The sequence below is a fragment of the Plantibacter elymi (nom. nud.) genome, from assembly GCF_900177795.1.
Lineage (GTDB): Bacteria > Actinomycetota > Actinomycetes > Actinomycetales > Microbacteriaceae > Plantibacter > Plantibacter elymi.
Genome location: NZ_FXWJ01000006.1, coordinates 249,502 through 264,895, shown reverse-complemented (window position 1 = coordinate 264,895; position 15,394 = coordinate 249,502). Strand labels below are relative to the sequence as shown.

21 protein-coding genes and 1 tRNA gene are annotated in these 15,394 nt (G+C 69.7%); 6 read left to right on the top strand and 16 right to left on the bottom strand.

The features are described from left to right. Together CCK91_RS18890 and CCK91_RS18885 are read left to right on the top strand one after the other, a co-directional pair. A partial coding sequence (locus tag CCK91_RS18890) for an aldehyde dehydrogenase family protein (protein WP_119863577.1) occupies window positions 1-801 on the top strand: 801 nt, incomplete at its 5' end. 162 nt (window positions 802-963) lie between these two features. Further along, entirely contained in the window at window positions 964-1,254 is a 291-nt protein-coding gene (locus tag CCK91_RS18885; protein WP_086475341.1) for a DUF1905 domain-containing protein, read from the top strand. A 71-nt stretch (window positions 1,255-1,325) separates the two neighbouring features. Here the strand turns inward: CCK91_RS18885 and CCK91_RS18880 are convergent, their stop codons facing one another. The 9 genes from CCK91_RS18880 to fdhA form a co-directional block, all read right to left on the bottom strand. Next, a complete protein-coding gene (locus CCK91_RS18880) occupies window positions 1,326-1,739 on the bottom strand; it encodes a hypothetical protein (protein WP_086475340.1) in 414 nt (137 codons plus the stop codon). A 1-nt stretch (window position 1,740) separates the two neighbouring features. Next, a complete protein-coding gene (locus CCK91_RS18875) occupies window positions 1,741-3,087 on the bottom strand; it encodes an Asp23/Gls24 family envelope stress response protein (protein WP_086475339.1) in 1,347 nt (448 codons plus the stop codon). A gap of 84 nt (window positions 3,088-3,171) precedes the next feature. Beyond that, window positions 3,172-3,774 carry a hypothetical protein gene (locus CCK91_RS18870; protein WP_086475338.1) on the bottom strand — a complete coding sequence of 201 codons (603 nt, stop codon included), beginning with the start codon at window positions 3,772-3,774 and terminating at the stop codon, window positions 3,172-3,174. Continuing rightward, a complete protein-coding gene (locus CCK91_RS18865; RefSeq protein WP_086475337.1) occupies window positions 3,774-4,349 on the bottom strand; it encodes a DUF6286 domain-containing protein in 576 nt (191 codons plus the stop codon). Before CCK91_RS18865 ends, CCK91_RS18870 begins: the two co-directional genes overlap by 1 nt. After that, entirely contained in the window at window positions 4,346-4,699 is a 354-nt protein-coding gene (locus CCK91_RS18860; RefSeq protein ID WP_064296820.1) for a hypothetical protein, read from the bottom strand. The genes CCK91_RS18865 and CCK91_RS18860 overlap by 4 nt, the downstream gene beginning before the upstream one ends. Then, window positions 4,696-4,884, bottom strand: coding sequence for a DUF2273 domain-containing protein (locus tag CCK91_RS18855; RefSeq protein ID WP_064296821.1), 189 nt, complete (start codon window positions 4,882-4,884; stop codon window positions 4,696-4,698). The genes CCK91_RS18860 and CCK91_RS18855 overlap by 4 nt, the downstream gene beginning before the upstream one ends. Continuing rightward, window positions 4,881-5,300 (bottom strand): Asp23/Gls24 family envelope stress response protein, encoded by a 420-nt coding sequence (locus tag CCK91_RS18850; protein ID WP_079706516.1) that lies wholly within the window; start codon window positions 5,298-5,300, stop codon window positions 4,881-4,883. The genes CCK91_RS18855 and CCK91_RS18850 overlap by 4 nt, the downstream gene beginning before the upstream one ends. Before the next feature lie 168 nt (window positions 5,301-5,468). Next, on the bottom strand, window positions 5,469-6,503 hold the full coding sequence (locus CCK91_RS18845; protein WP_086475336.1) for an AraC family transcriptional regulator: 1,035 nt from the start codon (window positions 6,501-6,503) through the stop codon (window positions 5,469-5,471). A 344-nt stretch (window positions 6,504-6,847) separates the two neighbouring features. Beyond that, window positions 6,848-8,068: a formaldehyde dehydrogenase, glutathione-independent gene (gene fdhA / locus CCK91_RS18840; RefSeq protein WP_079706515.1), complete on the bottom strand. Its 1,221-nt coding sequence runs from the start codon at window positions 8,066-8,068 to the stop codon at window positions 6,848-6,850. A gap of 311 nt (window positions 8,069-8,379) precedes the next feature. On the opposite strand from fdhA, the gene CCK91_RS18835 reads away from it, so the two are divergent. From CCK91_RS18835 to CCK91_RS18825, 3 genes are all read left to right on the top strand, one after another. After that, window positions 8,380-8,628 (top strand): type II toxin-antitoxin system Phd/YefM family antitoxin, encoded by a 249-nt coding sequence (locus tag CCK91_RS18835; protein ID WP_064296825.1) that lies wholly within the window; start codon window positions 8,380-8,382, stop codon window positions 8,626-8,628. Further along, window positions 8,625-8,885: a type II toxin-antitoxin system RelE family toxin gene (locus CCK91_RS18830; protein ID WP_085513761.1), complete on the top strand. Its 261-nt coding sequence runs from the start codon at window positions 8,625-8,627 to the stop codon at window positions 8,883-8,885. Before CCK91_RS18835 ends, CCK91_RS18830 begins: the two co-directional genes overlap by 4 nt. A gap of 68 nt (window positions 8,886-8,953) precedes the next feature. Next, window positions 8,954-9,730 carry an HNH endonuclease family protein gene (locus CCK91_RS18825; RefSeq protein ID WP_086475335.1) on the top strand — a complete coding sequence of 259 codons (777 nt, stop codon included), beginning with the start codon at window positions 8,954-8,956 and terminating at the stop codon, window positions 9,728-9,730. A 143-nt stretch (window positions 9,731-9,873) separates the two neighbouring features. On the opposite strand, the gene CCK91_RS18820 is transcribed toward CCK91_RS18825, so the two are convergent. Beyond that, window positions 9,874-9,946, bottom strand: a tRNA-Arg gene (locus CCK91_RS18820). Between the two features lie 314 nt (window positions 9,947-10,260). Here CCK91_RS18820 and CCK91_RS18815 point away from each other — a divergent pair. Then, window positions 10,261-11,940 carry a hypothetical protein gene (locus CCK91_RS18815; protein WP_086475334.1) on the top strand — a complete coding sequence of 560 codons (1,680 nt, stop codon included), beginning with the start codon at window positions 10,261-10,263 and terminating at the stop codon, window positions 11,938-11,940. A 109-nt stretch (window positions 11,941-12,049) separates the two neighbouring features. On the opposite strand, the gene CCK91_RS18810 is transcribed toward CCK91_RS18815, so the two are convergent. From CCK91_RS18810 to CCK91_RS18785, 6 genes are all read right to left on the bottom strand, one after another. Continuing rightward, window positions 12,050-12,589: an AAA family ATPase gene (locus CCK91_RS18810; RefSeq protein WP_086475333.1), complete on the bottom strand. Its 540-nt coding sequence runs from the start codon at window positions 12,587-12,589 to the stop codon at window positions 12,050-12,052. A gap of 96 nt (window positions 12,590-12,685) precedes the next feature. After that, on the bottom strand, window positions 12,686-13,189 hold the full coding sequence (locus CCK91_RS18805) for a hypothetical protein (protein WP_133060050.1): 504 nt from the start codon (window positions 13,187-13,189) through the stop codon (window positions 12,686-12,688). Between the two features lie 108 nt (window positions 13,190-13,297). Further along, on the bottom strand, window positions 13,298-13,984 hold the full coding sequence (locus CCK91_RS18800; protein ID WP_086475331.1) for a GNAT family N-acetyltransferase: 687 nt from the start codon (window positions 13,982-13,984) through the stop codon (window positions 13,298-13,300). Between the two features lie 49 nt (window positions 13,985-14,033). Continuing rightward, on the bottom strand, window positions 14,034-14,360 hold the full coding sequence (locus CCK91_RS18795) for a DMT family transporter (protein ID WP_086475330.1): 327 nt from the start codon (window positions 14,358-14,360) through the stop codon (window positions 14,034-14,036). After that, window positions 14,357-14,719 (bottom strand): DMT family transporter, encoded by a 363-nt coding sequence (locus tag CCK91_RS18790; RefSeq protein WP_086475329.1) that lies wholly within the window; start codon window positions 14,717-14,719, stop codon window positions 14,357-14,359. The genes CCK91_RS18795 and CCK91_RS18790 overlap by 4 nt, the downstream gene beginning before the upstream one ends. After that, window positions 14,716-15,252 carry a TetR/AcrR family transcriptional regulator gene (locus tag CCK91_RS18785; protein ID WP_086475328.1) on the bottom strand — a complete coding sequence of 179 codons (537 nt, stop codon included), beginning with the start codon at window positions 15,250-15,252 and terminating at the stop codon, window positions 14,716-14,718. The genes CCK91_RS18790 and CCK91_RS18785 overlap by 4 nt, the downstream gene beginning before the upstream one ends. Between the last annotated feature and the right edge of the window lie 142 nt (window positions 15,253-15,394).

The window sequence follows — 15,394 nt, the reverse complement described above, 5'->3', positions numbered from 1 at the left end:
GCGAAGTACGTGTACGAGACCGGCACCGCGCACGGCAAGCGCGTGCAGGCGCTCGGCGGGGCGAAGAACCACATGCTCGTGCTGCCCGACGCCGATCTCGACCTCGTCGCCGACTCCGCCATCAACGCCGGCTTCGGCTCCGCCGGGGAACGGTGCATGGCGATCTCGGTCGTCGTCGCGGTCGAGCCCGTCGCGGACGAGCTCATCGGGAAGATCGCCGAACGCGCAGCGACCCTGCGGATCGGTGACGGCCGCCGGAACTGCGACATGGGACCGCTCGTGACGAAGGTGCACCGCGACAAGGTCGCCTCCTACCTCGACATCGCCGAAGCCGACGGCGCGACGATCGTCGTCGACGGCCGCAACACGCCCATCGACGGCGACCCGAACGGGTTCTGGCTCGGCCCGACCCTGATCGACAACGTCCCGACGACGTCGAAGGTGTACACGGAGGAGATCTTCGGACCCGTCCTCGCCGTCGTCCGCGTGCAGTCCTACGAAGAAGGCGTCGCGCTGATCAACGGCGGTGCGTTCGGGAACGGGACAGCGATCTTCACCAACGACGGCGGTGCGGCACGGCGGTTCCAGAACGAGATCCAGGTCGGCATGATCGGCATCAACGTGCCCATCCCCGTCCCGGTCGCGACGTTCTCCTTCGGCGGGTGGAAGGACTCCCTCTTCGGCGACACCAAGGCCCACGGCGCCGAGGGCGTCCGCTTCTTCACCCAGCAGAAGGCCATCACCTCCCGCTGGCTCGACCCCTCCCACGGCGGCATCAACCTCGGCTTCCCCCAGAACTGAGGTTCGCGCGGCGGGGGCTGGCCCTTCGACGAGCTCAGGGACCGGCGGGTGGTGTTGGTCCCTGAGCCTGTCGAAGGGCGGTCCCTGGTCCCGCCCTTGCCACGGGTCGGCCGCAGCCGCGACAATGGCCCCGCCGACCACGACCGACGAGGGGCGCCACTGATGGCCATCGAACCGACCGAGCTCGATCACCGCTTCACCGCGCCGATCGGCGTCGACGTGAAGGGCGACGTCTGGTCCTGCGTCGAGATGCCCGGCTCGGCCGAGTTCTTCGGGACCGGCAAGTCCGTCCGGGTCGATGCGACCGTCGACGGTGTCGAGCTCCCGAACGTCGGGCTCATGCCGACCGGCTCCGGTGGTCACATGCTGTCCATCAGCGCGAAGCTGCGGAAGCGTCTCGGCAAGGACATCGGCGACACCGTCGACGTGCACCTCAGTCGCCGCTTGAGCTGAGCGCAGGAGATCCGCGCGGCAGCAGGAGATCCTGAGGGAGAACCTCCTGCTGCCGCGCGGATCTCCTGCGCTCAGCCGCCCGTGACCCGGCGGATGAGGTCCTGGATGAACGGCACCACGTCCGACGCCTGGTCGACGCCCGCGAAGGCGACCGCCAGCAGCGGCCACAGCGACACGAGGAGCGCCGAGATCACCGCGGCGACGGCGAGCACCCAGGAGAGTGCGCCGTTGCGACTGCGGACGCATCCGAGCAGGAACAGCAGCGCGAGCACGTACCCGATGAGCAGCGCGACCACGATGCCGCCGACGGGGACCCTGAGCGCACCGACCGTCGCGCCGTCGGCCGCACCGATGAGCCCGAGGATCGGGATCAGCACCCCGACGACGATCAGGACGAGGAGGACGACTCCCGTGATCGCAGCGGCCCACACGGCACGCGGACGCGGACGGGAGCCGTACGACGTGGTCCGGCTGAAGAGCGGCATGTCACTGCTCCTTCGTCGGCGCAGTAGCTTGGACGGCCGTGGCCTCGGCGGGAGCGTCCGCCACCTCGTCGACGTCAGCGACCTTCGGGGCAGGCTGGTCGTGTGTGTCCTCGTCGGCGGAATCGAGCGCGCTCGGGGCTCCGTCGACGGTCTCTGCGGCGCCGCCGTTCTGCTCGGCATCCGAAGCCAGGTCGGCAGTCGGGCCTGCGTCAGCCGCCCCGACGGGCTCAGCGCCAGCGAGGTCCGAGTCGGCGGCGTGCGTCACCTCGTCGGCGACGGTCGCGAGCGAGTCGGCCGCGGTGGCCAGCTGGCGGGCGGCCTCGGCGAGTTCCTCCGACACATCGTCGGAGGAATCCGACACCACCGCATCGATCGGTTCGCCGCCGACGTCGCCGTCGGCCACGAGCTCGCCGTCTGCGTCGGCGGCCGCGCCCGGCTGGTCGTCCTCCAGCGACCGGCCGTCGTCGCCCTCGGACCGGCCGGTCCGCTGCTCGACCGCGTCACCAGCGGCGTCGGCCAGGTCGGCCGCTCCGGCTCGCGCCGAGTCCACCGCGTCCGATGCAGCAGCCTTGACGTTGTCCAAGGCTTCGCCGGCGGCGTCGGTCGCGTCTCCGAGAGCGGCTCCCGCGGCGGCGGTCGCGTCGCCGACGGCGACCTTCGCGTCGTCGATCGCCTCGCCCGGATCGGGCTCGATCGGATCGAACGGCCCGTGGATGTCGGTGACCGTGATGTCGATGTCGACCGGTCCCGGGTGGCGTGCCTCCAGCACGGCCGCGACGTCGGCCCGGACGGTGTCCGCGACCTCGTCGATGCTGGCCGGGTACTCGGCAACCAGTGAGACCTCGACGTTCAGCACGTCGTCGTCGGCCAGCACGTTGACGCCGGGGACAGCGGTGCGGCCGAGGAGGCGGGTGCGGGCGCTGTCGATGGCACGGGCCGTCGGGGAACCGAGGGCGTGCACGCCGGGGACCGTCTCGGCCGTCGTGGCGATGACCTGGGCGAGTTCGTCGGCCTCCTGCTCACGCCGTCGGCCGGAGTCGAGCTCGACCACCGGTGCGTCCTCGGGTTCCGGCGAAGCCACCGGCTCCGACACCGACACCGCCGGCGTCTCGGCGGAGACCGAGTCGGCCACGGCCGGTTCAGCGGCCTCCGGACCAGCGACAGCCCCGTTCGCCGGCGCGACCACAGGAGCGGGCGCAGTCCCACCCGCGTGCTCGCCGTCGTGCGACTCGATGCGACGGACCTCGTCATCGGGATGCGCGGGCACGAGCACCGTCGGGTGCTCCGCCCGGACCTCGGCCGGGGTGGGGATGTGCTGCTGGTCCGGGTGCTTCGTGTCGTCGCTCATGCGATCCTCCTCGCACCGCGTCGGCGGTGCATCGGTCCTACTGCTGTGGGTTCGGGTGCCGCGGCGGCACCGCGGGGTGTCGGGTCAGACGACCCGGTTCGTGCTGGCGAGCCGCGTGCGCAGTCCGCTGACGATCTGGATGACCACCGGGGTGGACGTCCCGAGGACGCCGTCCCACTCGTGGATGGCCGCCTCGATGTCGCGCCGCAGCTGGACGGGCGAGGCGCCGCGACGAGCGTGTGCGGTGAGGCGCAGCGTGGACTGCTTGCGGATCCGGAAGCCGGTGACGTCGACGGCGACCACGTCGGGGTTGCGCCCGATCGCCTCCTCGAGGACCTGCTCGGCGACCTTCACGTCGAGCACGACGCGACCACCGGTCGGGGTGTCCTTCGTCCGCTGCTCGTCGACCTGCAGCAGCGTGCCGGTGTGGCCGCGGCCCTGCCGGAACACGAACCAGAGGATGACGAGGATGAGCAGCAGGGCGACGACCGCCGCGACCCACAGGATCCACGGCTGGGCGTCGATGGTGTCGTTCGTCGGTCCGACGGCCCGCTCGGCGTTCTCGCTGATCGTGCGCTGCACGTCCGGCAGGAGCGCGCCCACGGACAAGGCCGCGCCAGCCGCGAGGACGACGAGTCCCACGACGAAGATGAAGAACCGGTTGAGGAATCGATTCGTGGAGTTCATCAGGCCACCGTTCCCTTGCTGCTCACGCGGACCTTGGCGCGGAGCGCCGGCCGGTAGTCGTAGGACGCGACCTCCGCGTCCACGGCCTGCTGAATCTCGCGCTGGTCGACGCGTCGGCCGCTCGTCGGCGTGACGTCGACGCGGGCGCTCCTGGCGCCGACGCTGACACTCACCTGCGAGGGGTCGATGTCACCGGCGTACGAGGCGACGCGGGCGAGCGACTGCGCGATCACGCGGTCGTCCACGACGGCCGCGGTGCGGTCGGCGATCGACCCGCGACGCCCTTGGCGGGCGGGGGCAAGCGACAGGATGATCAGCACGAGGCCGATGATCGCCGCGACCGCGCCGATGGTGACGAGCAGCGGGGCCGGAGCGGTCGCCGCGGTCAGCACCGCGGTGACGATGTCCTTCGGTGCGACGAGGAGCGCCGGCTGCCCGATCGCGGCCAGGACCGATTCGGTGCCGAGCCAGGCGAGCACGAGCGCGAGGATGATCGCGATCGTGATCGCGAGCGTCGACCGCGGCGAGTGGGTCTCGCGACGCACCGCGCGGCGGTACAGGGCTGGGGTGCTCACAACACCCTCCTTCGTTCTTCGAGCTTCGCGCCCGTGATGTGGAGGTCGACGCGTCCGATCGTCGACCCGGTCAGGTCCAGGCACCGTTCACGGATGCTGGTCTGTGCGCGTGCCAGGCGTTCGAGGACGGTTCCCGAGGTCCGGGATCCGGCGCCGAGCGGCGACACGTGGATGGGCGTGCTCGCGGTGACCGTGAGGGCCCCCTGGGCGTCGGAGAGCTCGACCGAGACCTCCGACGCCCGCACACCGAGTTCCTCCGCGGTGACGGCAGACACGACGCGACGCACGGCGCGGGAGCTGATCGTGTTGCGACCATGCACGGCCTGTTCGGCCGTCACCGCCGCGGTCACGACGACCGCCGCCCGCGGAGCGCGTCGGCGACACCGCGCAGGTCGAGCTTGCCCTCGAGCACGCGTCCGATGCCGAATCCGATCAGCATGAACAGCGCGACGAGGATCATGCTCCAGAACCCGAATGCGACGGCCGCCAGTGCCAGGACGGCACCGACGAGGATGCCGCGATCGGTCGTGGTCACTGGACGCGGCTCTCGTCAGCGTCGTTGTCGTCGTCCGACGGGATGTGGACGTCGGAGACGGTGACGTTGACCTCGGTGACGTCCATGCCGACGACGTTCGAGATCGCGTCGGTGACGCTGCGACGGACGTCGTCCGCGACGCGCTGGAGGTCGACGGGGTACTCGGCGACGATCACGATGTCAGCGGCGACCTGCTTCTCGCCGACCTCGACCGAGACGCCCTGACCGCGGTCCTGAGCGTTGATGGCGTTGCGGATGGCGCCGATGGCGCGAGCTGCTCCGCCGCCGAGGTCGTGCACGCCGGGGACCTCGCGGGCTGCGATGCCGGCGACCTTCTGGACGACGCCATCGGCGATGACGTTCTTGCCCGTGGAGGTGGTGGCGGCGTGGTTCGCGGTGTCGGTGGTGTTCGACATGGTGTTGCTCCTTCGGTGGCTGGTACTGCGGTTTCACGTTCCGGGTGTCCGGTCGCGGTGCCCGTGTTCCGGGCGACATCTATGAGACTGCTTGTCACGCTCGAACCTCACGGTCGATCTCGTTTTCATCGCGAAGCACTCATTTTCTGGATATTCGCGATTCGTCGATCAACCGCGGAGGGTCTGGCTCGGGCCCTCGCCGAACCGGGCCCGATAGGCGGAGGCGAAACGTCCGAGGTGGACGAACCCCCACCGCTTCGCAACCTCACCGACCGTGGTCTCCTGCGGTGACCTGTCGGCGAGCTCGCGTCGGGTGCGGTCGAGTCGGATGTCGCGCAGGTAGGCGGTGGGCGACATGCCGAGCTCGCGACGGCAGTGGAGCTGCAGCGTCCTCGTGTGCAGCCCGGCCGCTTTCGCCGCGTCGGCGGGCGTGATGGGCTCCGCCGCGTGGTGGTGCAGGTACTCGACCGCGAGGCGCGTGCGCGCCATCGAGGGCTCGCGGAGCGGCTCCGGCAGGTCGACCACCGCCCACGGTGCGAGCTGCAGCAGCGCGAGGGCGAGCGGTCGCTGGGCGTTCATGCGGAGCAGCGGAGGCGCCGACTCGTCGGTGAGCACCGGGGTGGAGGCGTTCAACGCCACACGCCAGCGCTCGATCGCCTCAGCTGTCGGTGTCGCCTCGAGGTCGAAGGACACCTGCTGACTCGGGCCGGCGTGGATCTCGGTCGCGATGTCCTCGAGGTACGGTGCGGAGAACAGCACGGAGTTCTGCCGGTGCGGGGTGAGGTGCACCGTGTACGGCCTGTGGAACGGGAGGACGAACGGCGAGCGCGGGATCTCCATCCGTTGGCCGTCGCGACGCACGATCCAGCCGCCGCCGGTCTGGACCCACGAGACCACGTAATCGGTGAGGCCGGGGGTCTCGCCGGTGACGTGCCCGGTCATCGTCGCGGTGCGGAGGGAGACGCGGTCGTCGCCGATCGACACCCACTGGAACGAGAACGGCTCGGTGCCGCGGGTGACGGTGAAGCGGCTGCCGTCGTAGGCGCGCTCGTAGTTCTGCCGGGCGACCGCCGGGTCGTCGCCGCTGACCGTGACCTTGCGGATCGGAACCGTCGACACCAAGCTGCTCGTGCTGCCGAGCAGCGGGCCGGTGTCGGAGTCGCTCTCCGGATCTGGTTCGGATGCGAGGAAGGAGTGTTGCATGGTCGTCCTTGTGCGAGTGGGGGTCTCTTCGTCGCGGGACGGGCCCCAGGGCCCCGTCGGTTTCCCGCGTCATTGGAGAGACGGACCGAGAGGAGGGAATCTCACGGTTCACTCAGCAGTTCGTCAGACAACGCCGTACCGGATGCCCCGCAGCACGCGTTTCGGTGAAAACTCAGTAGTCGAGACCTCCCGGTGACGACGTGAATCCGTCCCCGGCACCCGGTCCCTGAGCTGGCTGTTCTCGGTCCCTGAGCCTGTCGAAGGGCAGCCGAAAGCGCCCGTTCCGTCGTCCTGATGCTCTGCAGACGACGCAACGGGCGCTCTCGGTGATGTCTCCGTGCCGCCTACGCGGCGTCGAGATACCCGTTCGGGTTGAGGACGAACTTCTGCGCAGCCCCCGCATCGAACTCGGCGTACCCGCGCGGGGCGTCCTCGAGGGTGATCGCGGTGGCATTGACGTTCTTCGCGATGTGCACCTTGTCGTGCAGGATCGCCATCATGAGGCCGTGGTTGTACTTCATGACCGGGCACTGACCGGTGGTGAACGACAGCGACTTCGCCCAGCCGGTACCAAGGCTCAGCGAGAGCGCACCCTTCTTCGCGGCCTCGTCGATGCCGCCCGGGTCACCCGTCACGTAGAGCCCGGGGATGCCGAGCGCACCGCCGGCCGCGGTGATGTCCATGAGCGAGTTGAGCACGGTCGCCGGGGCTTCGTGACCCGCGTCGCCGCCGTGACCGCGAGCCTCGAAGCCGACGGCGTCGACCGCGCAGTCGACCTCCGGGACACCGAGGATCTGTTCGATCTGCTCCGCCGGCTCGCCCTTGGTGAGGTCGACGGTCTCGCAACCGAAGCTCCGCGCCTGCGCCAGCCGGTCGGCGTTCATGTCGCCGACGATGACCGCAGCGGCACCGAGGAGCATGGCCCCGGTCGCTGCGGCGAGTCCGACTGGTCCCGCGCCCGCCACGTAGACGGTCGATCCAACGCCGACACCCGCCGTCACCGCACCGTGGAAGCCGGTCGGGAAGATGTCGGAGAGCATCGTGAGGTCCATGATCTTCTCGAGCGCCTGGTCGCGGTCCGGGAACTTCAGGAGGTTCCAGTCCGCGTAGGGCACGAGCACGTACTCGGCCTGACCGCCGACCCAGCCGCCCATGTCGACGTAGCCGTAGGCACTGCCCGGGCGGTCGGGGTTCACGTTGAGGCAGATGCCGGTCTTGCGCTCCTTGCAGTTGCGACAGCGACCGCAGGCGATGTTGAAGGGCACCGAGACGATGTCGCCGACCTTGATGAACTCGACATCCGGTCCGACCTCGACGACTTCTCCGGTGATCTCGTGTCCGAGGACGAGGTTCGGCGGTGCCGTGGTGCGGCCGCGGACCATGTGCTGGTCGGAGCCGCAGATGTTGGTCGCGACGGTCTTGAGGATGGCGCCGTGGGGGACTTTCCGGCCGACGTTGGCCGGGTTCACCCCCGGTCCGTCCTTGAGTTCGAAGGTGGGGTAGTCGATGTCGATGACCTCGACGACACCCGCTGCTTTGTAGGCGACAGCTCTGTTACCTGACACGTGATCCTCCTTGATCGCGGGCGCCCGTTGTGGGGCACCCTGTGTCTGCTCGACCCTATCCCGCCCCTGCCGCGAGCGGCAGTCCCCCGGTCCCTGAGCTTGTCGAAGGGCCGCGGTCCCCGAGTCCCCTGTCGCTGAGCACCTCCGTCCCCGAGAACACCTCCACCGGTCCCTGAGCCTGTCGAAGGGCCCCCTGTGGAGAACGCCCTCGGTCGTCCGCACACCTTCTCTAGGCTTCCCTGAGACCGCCGGCCGATGCCACGGTCATCCCCCACATGTACAGACGGAGGCCCAAAACGTACACTTGCGACATGTCCCGGATCAACGTCACCGAAGCTCGCGCGAAGTTCTCCGAGCTCATCGCGCGATCCCACACCGAAGCAGTGTTCGTGGAGCGTCGCGGGCGCGCAGAGGCCGTCATCATCAGTCCCGAACAGTACGACCGGATGATGGAGGCGCTCGAAGACGCCGAGGACGCCCGTGCCTTCGACGCGGCGATGGCCGAGGAGGGCGACAGCATCCCGTGGGCGCAGGCGAAGGCCGACCTCGGCTGGGAATGAGTCGATACGACATCGAGCTGCGGCCGGCCGCGATCAAGGCGCTCCGCAGGATCGACCATCAGGACCAGCGACGCATCCGGGCCGCGATCGCTCTGCTCGGGGAGAACCCACGCCCGCCGAGCGCCACGGCGTTGCAGGGGCGCCCCGGCTTCCGAGTCAGGGTTGGCAGGTATCGGATCGTGTACACGATCGATGACGGTGTGCTCCTCGTGGTCGTCATCACGCTCGGCCATCGGAGCGACGTCTACCGGGGCTGACGTGCGGCGACCTCGTGTCGGCGCCCGCCTCTACGCTGGTGGAGCAGACCCCGAGGAGAGCACCCAGCATGAAGAAGACTCCCTTGGCGTTGCTCGTCGCGCTCCTTGCAGCCGTCGTGGTGCTCGTCGCAACGCAGTTCGACGGCGGGATCGTGTTCGGCGAGCCGGGGTCACCAGCGCCGACATCGCTCGCACCGACGCCCGCGGCGGTCAGCCCGAGCGTACGGGCATCGCTCGAGGCCGCCGGCTTCGCTGTCGTTGACGCGTCCGGGCAGTTGGTCGTCTCGGCCACCGCAGTCGAAGACGCGCTGGCCGACGTCGACACCGCCACCCGGGTCGCCACCGGTTACGACCGGGACCGGTTCGGTCAGCGTTGGGCCGACATCGACCGCAACGGCTGCGACACCCGCAACGATGTGCTGGCGCGCGACCTCGTCGACGTCACCTTCAAGCCGGGGACCCGCGACTGCGTCGTCCTCACCGGAGTGCTGCACGACCTCTACACGGGGTCGACGATCGACTTCCAGCGCGGTGAGCGGTCGAGTCAGCTCGTGCAGATCGACCACGTCGTGCCGCTCGCGTGGGGTTGGCGTCACGGCGGGAACACGTGGACGGAGCAGCAGCGGGAGCAGTTCGCGAACGACCCGATCAACCTGCAGGCCGTCGACGGCGCGACGAACTCGTCGAAGTCCGACTCGGGCCCCGGCGATTGGATGCCGCCGGCGGCCGCCTCCCACTGCGAGTACGCGGCCAGGTTCGTGCTCGTGCTGATGGCGTACGACCTCACAGTCGACGACGCCGACCGCCAGGCGCTCACGGGCACGCTGGACAGCTGCCGGGCGTAGCGGCGCGTGGCCGCCGCACGAGAACAGGACAAACGCCCGAGAACCGGACATTTCCCGCGATTCCATCCGGTTCTCGCGCCGATATCCTGCTGTCAGGCTGGACGAAAAAAGCGGCCCACCGAGGTGGACCGCTTTTCAGAACGTGCGCCCGAAGGGATTCGAACCCCCAACCTTCTGATCCGTAGTCAGATGCTCTATCCGTTGAGCTACGGGCGCATTGCTTGCTGAGAGAAGAGAACTTCGGCTCGGCAGGCCGAAGTAGAGCCTACAACACGGAAGCCGAAGACGCGAATCGTGCTGCGAGGGGTTCGGGGCCGGGGAAGGTGACGCCCTTCGACAAGCTCAGGGACCGGGAAGGGGTGCCGCCCTTCGACAGGCTCAGGGACCGGGAAGGGGCGACGCTTCGACAAGCTCAGGGACCGGGGACGGATGTCGGGGGCCGGCCGCTCGGGGACCATGGGAGGGCTCCCCATCGACACGACGGGCGCCGACATGGAACAGTCGATGCGACCACCTGCCGAGAGGACGACGTGAGCGCAGCACCAGGACCGACGAACGACGGATTCACCATGATCGGCCGCCCTCCCGTCCGGGCGAACCTCGTCCTCATCGTCATCCTGTCGGGCATCCTCGCCACGATCGTCGGGTGGGGCCTCGGGAGCATCATCGATTCCGTCTTCGACGTCACGCTCGCCCCGATCATCACCATTCCGTTCTGCTTCCTCCTCACCGCCGGCATCTGCCTGTCCTATCTCCGGACCGCCTTCCGCCCGGTCGGGGTCGACACCATCCGCGGCACCGCGCTCCTCGGCGGCGAGACGATCCCGATGCGCTCGATCGTGAGCGGCGAGCTCCTCACCCGCAATCCCGCCGCGACCACGCCGGCCCTCAGTCTGCGACTCACAACCGACACCGGCGCACGCGCCCGCATCATCATGAACGGCGGGTGGCTCCGGAGCCTCCCCACGTCCGACCTCGTGCCACTCGTCGCGCTCATCGCCGGCAGCGGCATCCCCGACGACACCGGCCAGGATCCGCTCGACGTCGGCCGGGAACGCATCTCGCGTTCACTCGCCGGGAAGGGCTCTGACGTCACGATCGGTCGACGCGGGTTCATCGGCGACTGCATCACCGTGGCGGAATCCACCGGCGACGTGAAGCTGCTCGAAGCGGTGATCCAGGCCGCGGGGCCGCTCGGCCGAAGCATCCGGGACGAAGCGATGCGGGCCGCACAGGGCACGGTGGAGGAGATCGTGCGCGCGCACCAGGACGTGGCTCCAGCGGCGCCCGACGCTCCGAACCCCACTCCCCTCGTGCCGCCTGCACCGCAGTACGGGTCGGTCGTCGCGGACGAGGACGAGGCGACGGCGGTCGACGACGACACGGACGATGACCGGTTCCGTCGACCGGACGACCCGGCCCGGCTGGCCGCCGAGCAGATCGTCGACCGAGTGCACCTCGACAAGCTCGGTGACCGGAATGGGGCGCTCGGCAATCGGGATGCAGAGCGCGGCGACCCGGGCGACGGACGCGAGTTGCCGTCGTGGATTCCGCCACAGGACCAGGCTCGGGTGCGGTCCTGGCTCGCGGACGACGACGACGTCGTCCACCTGCAACCGATTCCGGAGACGGTCGGCGCACACACCCTCCGGAAGGTCTGCGACCGGATCCTCATCGGGCTCGCCGGCATCGGCCTGCTCGCGATCTTCGGGGCGGCCATCGCGGAAGGGGTCATCGACCGCCTCCTGCCGTCCGACGCGAACGCGCTCGTCGCGGTCGCCGTGGTCGGATCCGCGCTACTGGCGTTCGTCGCGTGGATCGTCGGTGGCATCGCCCGGGCACGCGAGATCCGCATCGCCCAGCGGTTCTCGCTCGAGTGGCTCGACCGACGAGGCCCGGAACAACGCCGCCGCGGACTCCCGCCCGTGCTCCTGCAGCACTTCCTCGGCCCGATCCCCGCGTCGCGCTTGTTCGCCGCCGGAGCCTACGCCGGCACCTGCCTCGGCGGCGTCGGCATCCTCGCGGGCGCCCTCCTGTCCGTCGACCCGGAGGAGCTCGGCGCGACCGGGCCGATCATGCTCGGCGTCAGCCTCGTGCTCACGGCTGTCGGGACGGTGCTGTTCATCGTGCGCTGGCGGCGAATCAAGCGGCAGCGGGCACTCGCGATCGAGCTCGGCGGCGAGCGCCTGGCGTACCTCGGGAACCTGTAGGCGAGCGGGCGGTCGGCGGACCCTTCGACAGGCTCAGGGACCGGAGGGAGGCTCAGGGACCGGAGGGAGGCTCAGGGACCAGACGAGGGCTCCCAGCCCTTCGACAAGCTCAGGGACCGGCGACGATTGCCGAGAGGATCTCTCGAGCGGCCTCCCTGGGCCGTTTATGAGTCGTGTCGATGCGCATGTCGTCGGTGAATGCGGCCCGCTCAAGAATGCCCGCCAGTTCGGGGTGACGCCGCGTGTGCCAGCTGAGCGCTGCCGCGTCGTCACCGTGGCGTCCGGCCAACCTCGAGCGCGCGACGTCCGGATCCAGGGTCAGGCGGACGTGCAGCGACCTCGGGGAGCCGAGGGCGACGGTGGTGCGTTGCAGCTGGTCGATCGTCTCCATCACCGTGGCGACGACGACGACCGCTGCGCCGGCGCGCCGGAAGTTCGCGGTGATCGCCTGCAGATTCTCGAGAGCGAGAGCGGTCCGGAACGGATCGTCCTCGGATGCAGGCCAGAACCGGCTCAACCAGTCGACGTCGATGACCGCGCCTGAAACGCCGCATCGCTGCAACGCCTCACCGACTGCCTCGGCAGCGGAGGTCTTGCCGGTGCCCACGCTGCCATTGATCAGGACGGTGTCGAACCTCGCGATGGACATTGCCCGATGGTATCGGTCGCGGCCACGACGGTGCTGGCGCCTCCGCAGCTCGTCCAGAGGGGTGAGTGAGCGCCGCCGCGATTCGGGAGAGGTGACTCAGCGAGCGACGACCTTCGCGAGCACCCAGTGCGCGCGGTCGAGGGAGTTCGCGGGTGCGGGCTGGTACTGGAAGGCCCGCGCGCCACGCTGGACGGTGACACCCTGCGCCGTCGCGGCGGCCTCCAGCTGACCGGTGAAACGCTGCCAGCCGTCGAGCCCCTGCGGGAACCCGAAGTTCTCCTCCAGCGAGGTGACCAGCACCTCAGCGCCGGAACCCGCGGGCCACACCTCGATCACCGCGTCCTCCTTCGAGATCTGGTTGAGGCCCCAGACGCCCGGGCGCAGGGACTTCAACCGGCTCTTCGGCAGGCCCTCGATGAGGGCGACGGCACCGGCGGTGTCGGTCCCGAGGATGACGGAGCGGCCGAACTCCTGCAGGGTCGCGGGGATCCTGGCCTGCTTGCTCTCGCCGGCCTCCCGGATCTTCCGCCGGCCGAGTCCCTTCAACACCCCCAGCCCGACGATGGCGAGCAGGACGAGAATGGCGATGATTGCGAGCACGTTGCTGTCCACAGGAGCCCCCCAAGGCTGTCGGTCACGAGCGGTAACACTCAGGACGAGGATGCCGCAGACCCGACAGCCGTTCAATGGGTACCGGTCCCCACCCCGTCAGGTCGGCGACGGGAGTCCAGCGTCAACGGCCACCGATCCACGCCTGTCCGTCGACGCCGAGACGGTCGACGCAGGAGCGGACCGTGCGACCTCCCGCCACATCGCAGCCGGCGTCACGCCCGGGATCCCCGTGATCGAGGCGACACTCCGGAATCCGCTTCGCCGATACAGTGCGCGGTTGCGCTCGTTCGACGACTCCAGGTACACGGGGAGGCCGTCTGCGTCGATGGCGCGCAGACGCGACTCGAGGAGCGCACCCCCGACACCGGCCCCGCGAGCGCCGTCGCCGACGCCGATCTGTGCGAGGTACCAGTGCGGTTCGACCGGACGGTGCAGCGCGAGAGTCCGCTGCAGGCGCACGGCTCGGGGAAGGCCGCGCAGCCCCAACGCACGGGCGAACCTCGGCAGCTGCCGCACCTGGTCGAGCACGGAGTGGCGGGCGTCCGGCGTCTCCCAGACGGCAACCCCGAGGACGACCCCGTCGGTGTCGCGGCGAGCGAGGTCGACGCGGCCACTCGATGCCGCACCCGAGCGCAGCATCGCCTCGAAGAGGAGGGCGAGCCGGCGCTCACGATCGGAACCGGAGACGAGCGTCGAGGTGACCGTGTCCTGTCGGAAGGCGGTCGCGAGCACGGCCGCGGCCTCCTCGAGGTCGGCGGGCGAAGCGGGAGCGATGGTGAACACGCGTTTCCTTTCGGGCGGAGAGTGAGTGTGGGGCGACGACCTGCGCGGGTCAGTGCGCCTGGGAACCGAGCTCGATGACGAGGACACCGACCGCGATGAGGGCGATGCCGACGATCATCTTCGGCGTCAGCTTCTCCTTGAACAGCACGCGCGCTCCGATGGCCGTGAGCGCGACCCCGCAGGCGGCCCAGATCCCGTAGGCGATCCCGACGGGCATCCCGTTCGCGAGTGCGATGGTCAGCAGCCCGAAGGCGGTCACGTAGAACACGGCGACGGGAGCGATCCATCGCTTCTTCCGCAGGCCTTCCGAGGCGCGCAGGGAGAGCGTCGCGGCGACCTCGGTGACGATGGCACCGGCCAGAAGCAACCAGGTCATGCGCCGACCTCCTCGTTCGTCGCGGCGGGCGTCGGCGATTCCGGGGCGTGGCCCGTCTCCACGAGCACGACGCCGGCGATCACGATCGCGATGCCGAGCCCGATCGTGAAGGTGAACTGCTCGCCGAACACGAGCGACGCGAGCACCGCGGTGAGCGCGACGCCAGCGGCCGCCCAGATGCCGTAGACCACCCCGATCGGCACCCCCATGCGGAGCAGGAGCGACAGCGCGACGAACGCGCCCGCGTATCCGGCCACCGCGAGGATCGACCACCAGGGGTTCTCGATGGCGCCACGGAGCGAGAGGGTCGCCGTGACCTCCAGCAGGATGGCGGCGGAGAGGATCAGCCACTTCTTCATCGAGCTTCACCTCCAGCGAGGGCCAGGAGTCGCGAGACGAGGTCGGCGCGCTGGTCGCGGCCGACGTCGAGGATGCCGGTCGCCTCGGCGATCCAGAGGCCGTTCGCCGCCAACCAGACGAGCAGGAGGGAGGTCGAATCGGTGTCCTCACCGAACCCGAACCAGGTGCGGAGGTACTCGAGCCAGGGAGCGGCGAGTTCGGGACGCCTGACCGCCTCGGCGAAGACGACGAACTCGCCCTGGCTCGCCCCGCCCTCCCCCGCGAAGGCGACGAAGGCCCGCACCCGCTCCTCGAGCGTCGACGTCTCGAGCGGCGCCCCCAGCTCCTCGACGAGCTCGCGCTGCCAGCGAGCGACGACGTGCTCGATCACCGCGATCATCATCGCGTCCCGCGAGGGGAAGTGATAGCGCAGTCCGGCCTTCGTCAGGCCGACCTCCTGTGCCACCGCTTCGTAGGTGATGTCGGCCTCTCCGGAGGCGTCGACGACGCGGACGGCCGCATCGAGGATCTCATTCCGCGCACTGGGTCTCATGCGAGTTACTGTACCTTACGTAAGGTAAAGTAACTCTGGGAAGGAACCGTGAGGAACGGACGCCCAGCGGCCCATGTGACGCTCTGTTTCGGGCCCCTCGCGAGCACCCGAGCCCCCGAGTACCGTCGTGCTGGACGGCGCC

Coding starts and splice junctions, on each gene's coding strand:
- CCK91_RS18830 (WP_085513761.1), top strand. CDS start 8,625: ATGAGTCGATACGACATCGAGCTGCGGCCGGCCGCGATCAAGGCGCTC.
- CCK91_RS18810 (WP_086475333.1), bottom strand. CDS start 12,589: ATGTCCATCGCGAGGTTCGACACCGTCCTGATCAATGGCAGCGTGGGC.
- CCK91_RS18875 (WP_086475339.1), bottom strand. CDS start 3,087: ATGAGCGACGACACGAAGCACCCGGACCAGCAGCACATCCCCACCCCG.
- CCK91_RS18845 (WP_086475336.1), bottom strand. CDS start 6,503: ATGCAACACTCCTTCCTCGCATCCGAACCAGATCCGGAGAGCGACTCC.
- CCK91_RS18885 (WP_086475341.1), top strand. CDS start 964: ATGGCCATCGAACCGACCGAGCTCGATCACCGCTTCACCGCGCCGATC.
- CCK91_RS18880 (WP_086475340.1), bottom strand. CDS start 1,739: ATGCCGCTCTTCAGCCGGACCACGTCGTACGGCTCCCGTCCGCGTCCG.
- CCK91_RS18795 (WP_086475330.1), bottom strand. CDS start 14,360: ATGACCTGGTTGCTTCTGGCCGGTGCCATCGTCACCGAGGTCGCCGCG.
- CCK91_RS18785 (WP_086475328.1), bottom strand. CDS start 15,252: ATGAGACCCAGTGCGCGGAATGAGATCCTCGATGCGGCCGTCCGCGTC.
- CCK91_RS18835 (WP_064296825.1), top strand. CDS start 8,380: ATGTCCCGGATCAACGTCACCGAAGCTCGCGCGAAGTTCTCCGAGCTC.
- CCK91_RS18825 (WP_086475335.1), top strand. CDS start 8,954: ATGAAGAAGACTCCCTTGGCGTTGCTCGTCGCGCTCCTTGCAGCCGTC.
- CCK91_RS18850 (WP_079706516.1), bottom strand. CDS start 5,300: ATGTCGAACACCACCGACACCGCGAACCACGCCGCCACCACCTCCACG.
- CCK91_RS18870 (WP_086475338.1), bottom strand. CDS start 3,774: ATGAACTCCACGAATCGATTCCTCAACCGGTTCTTCATCTTCGTCGTG.
- CCK91_RS18790 (WP_086475329.1), bottom strand. CDS start 14,719: ATGAAGAAGTGGCTGATCCTCTCCGCCGCCATCCTGCTGGAGGTCACG.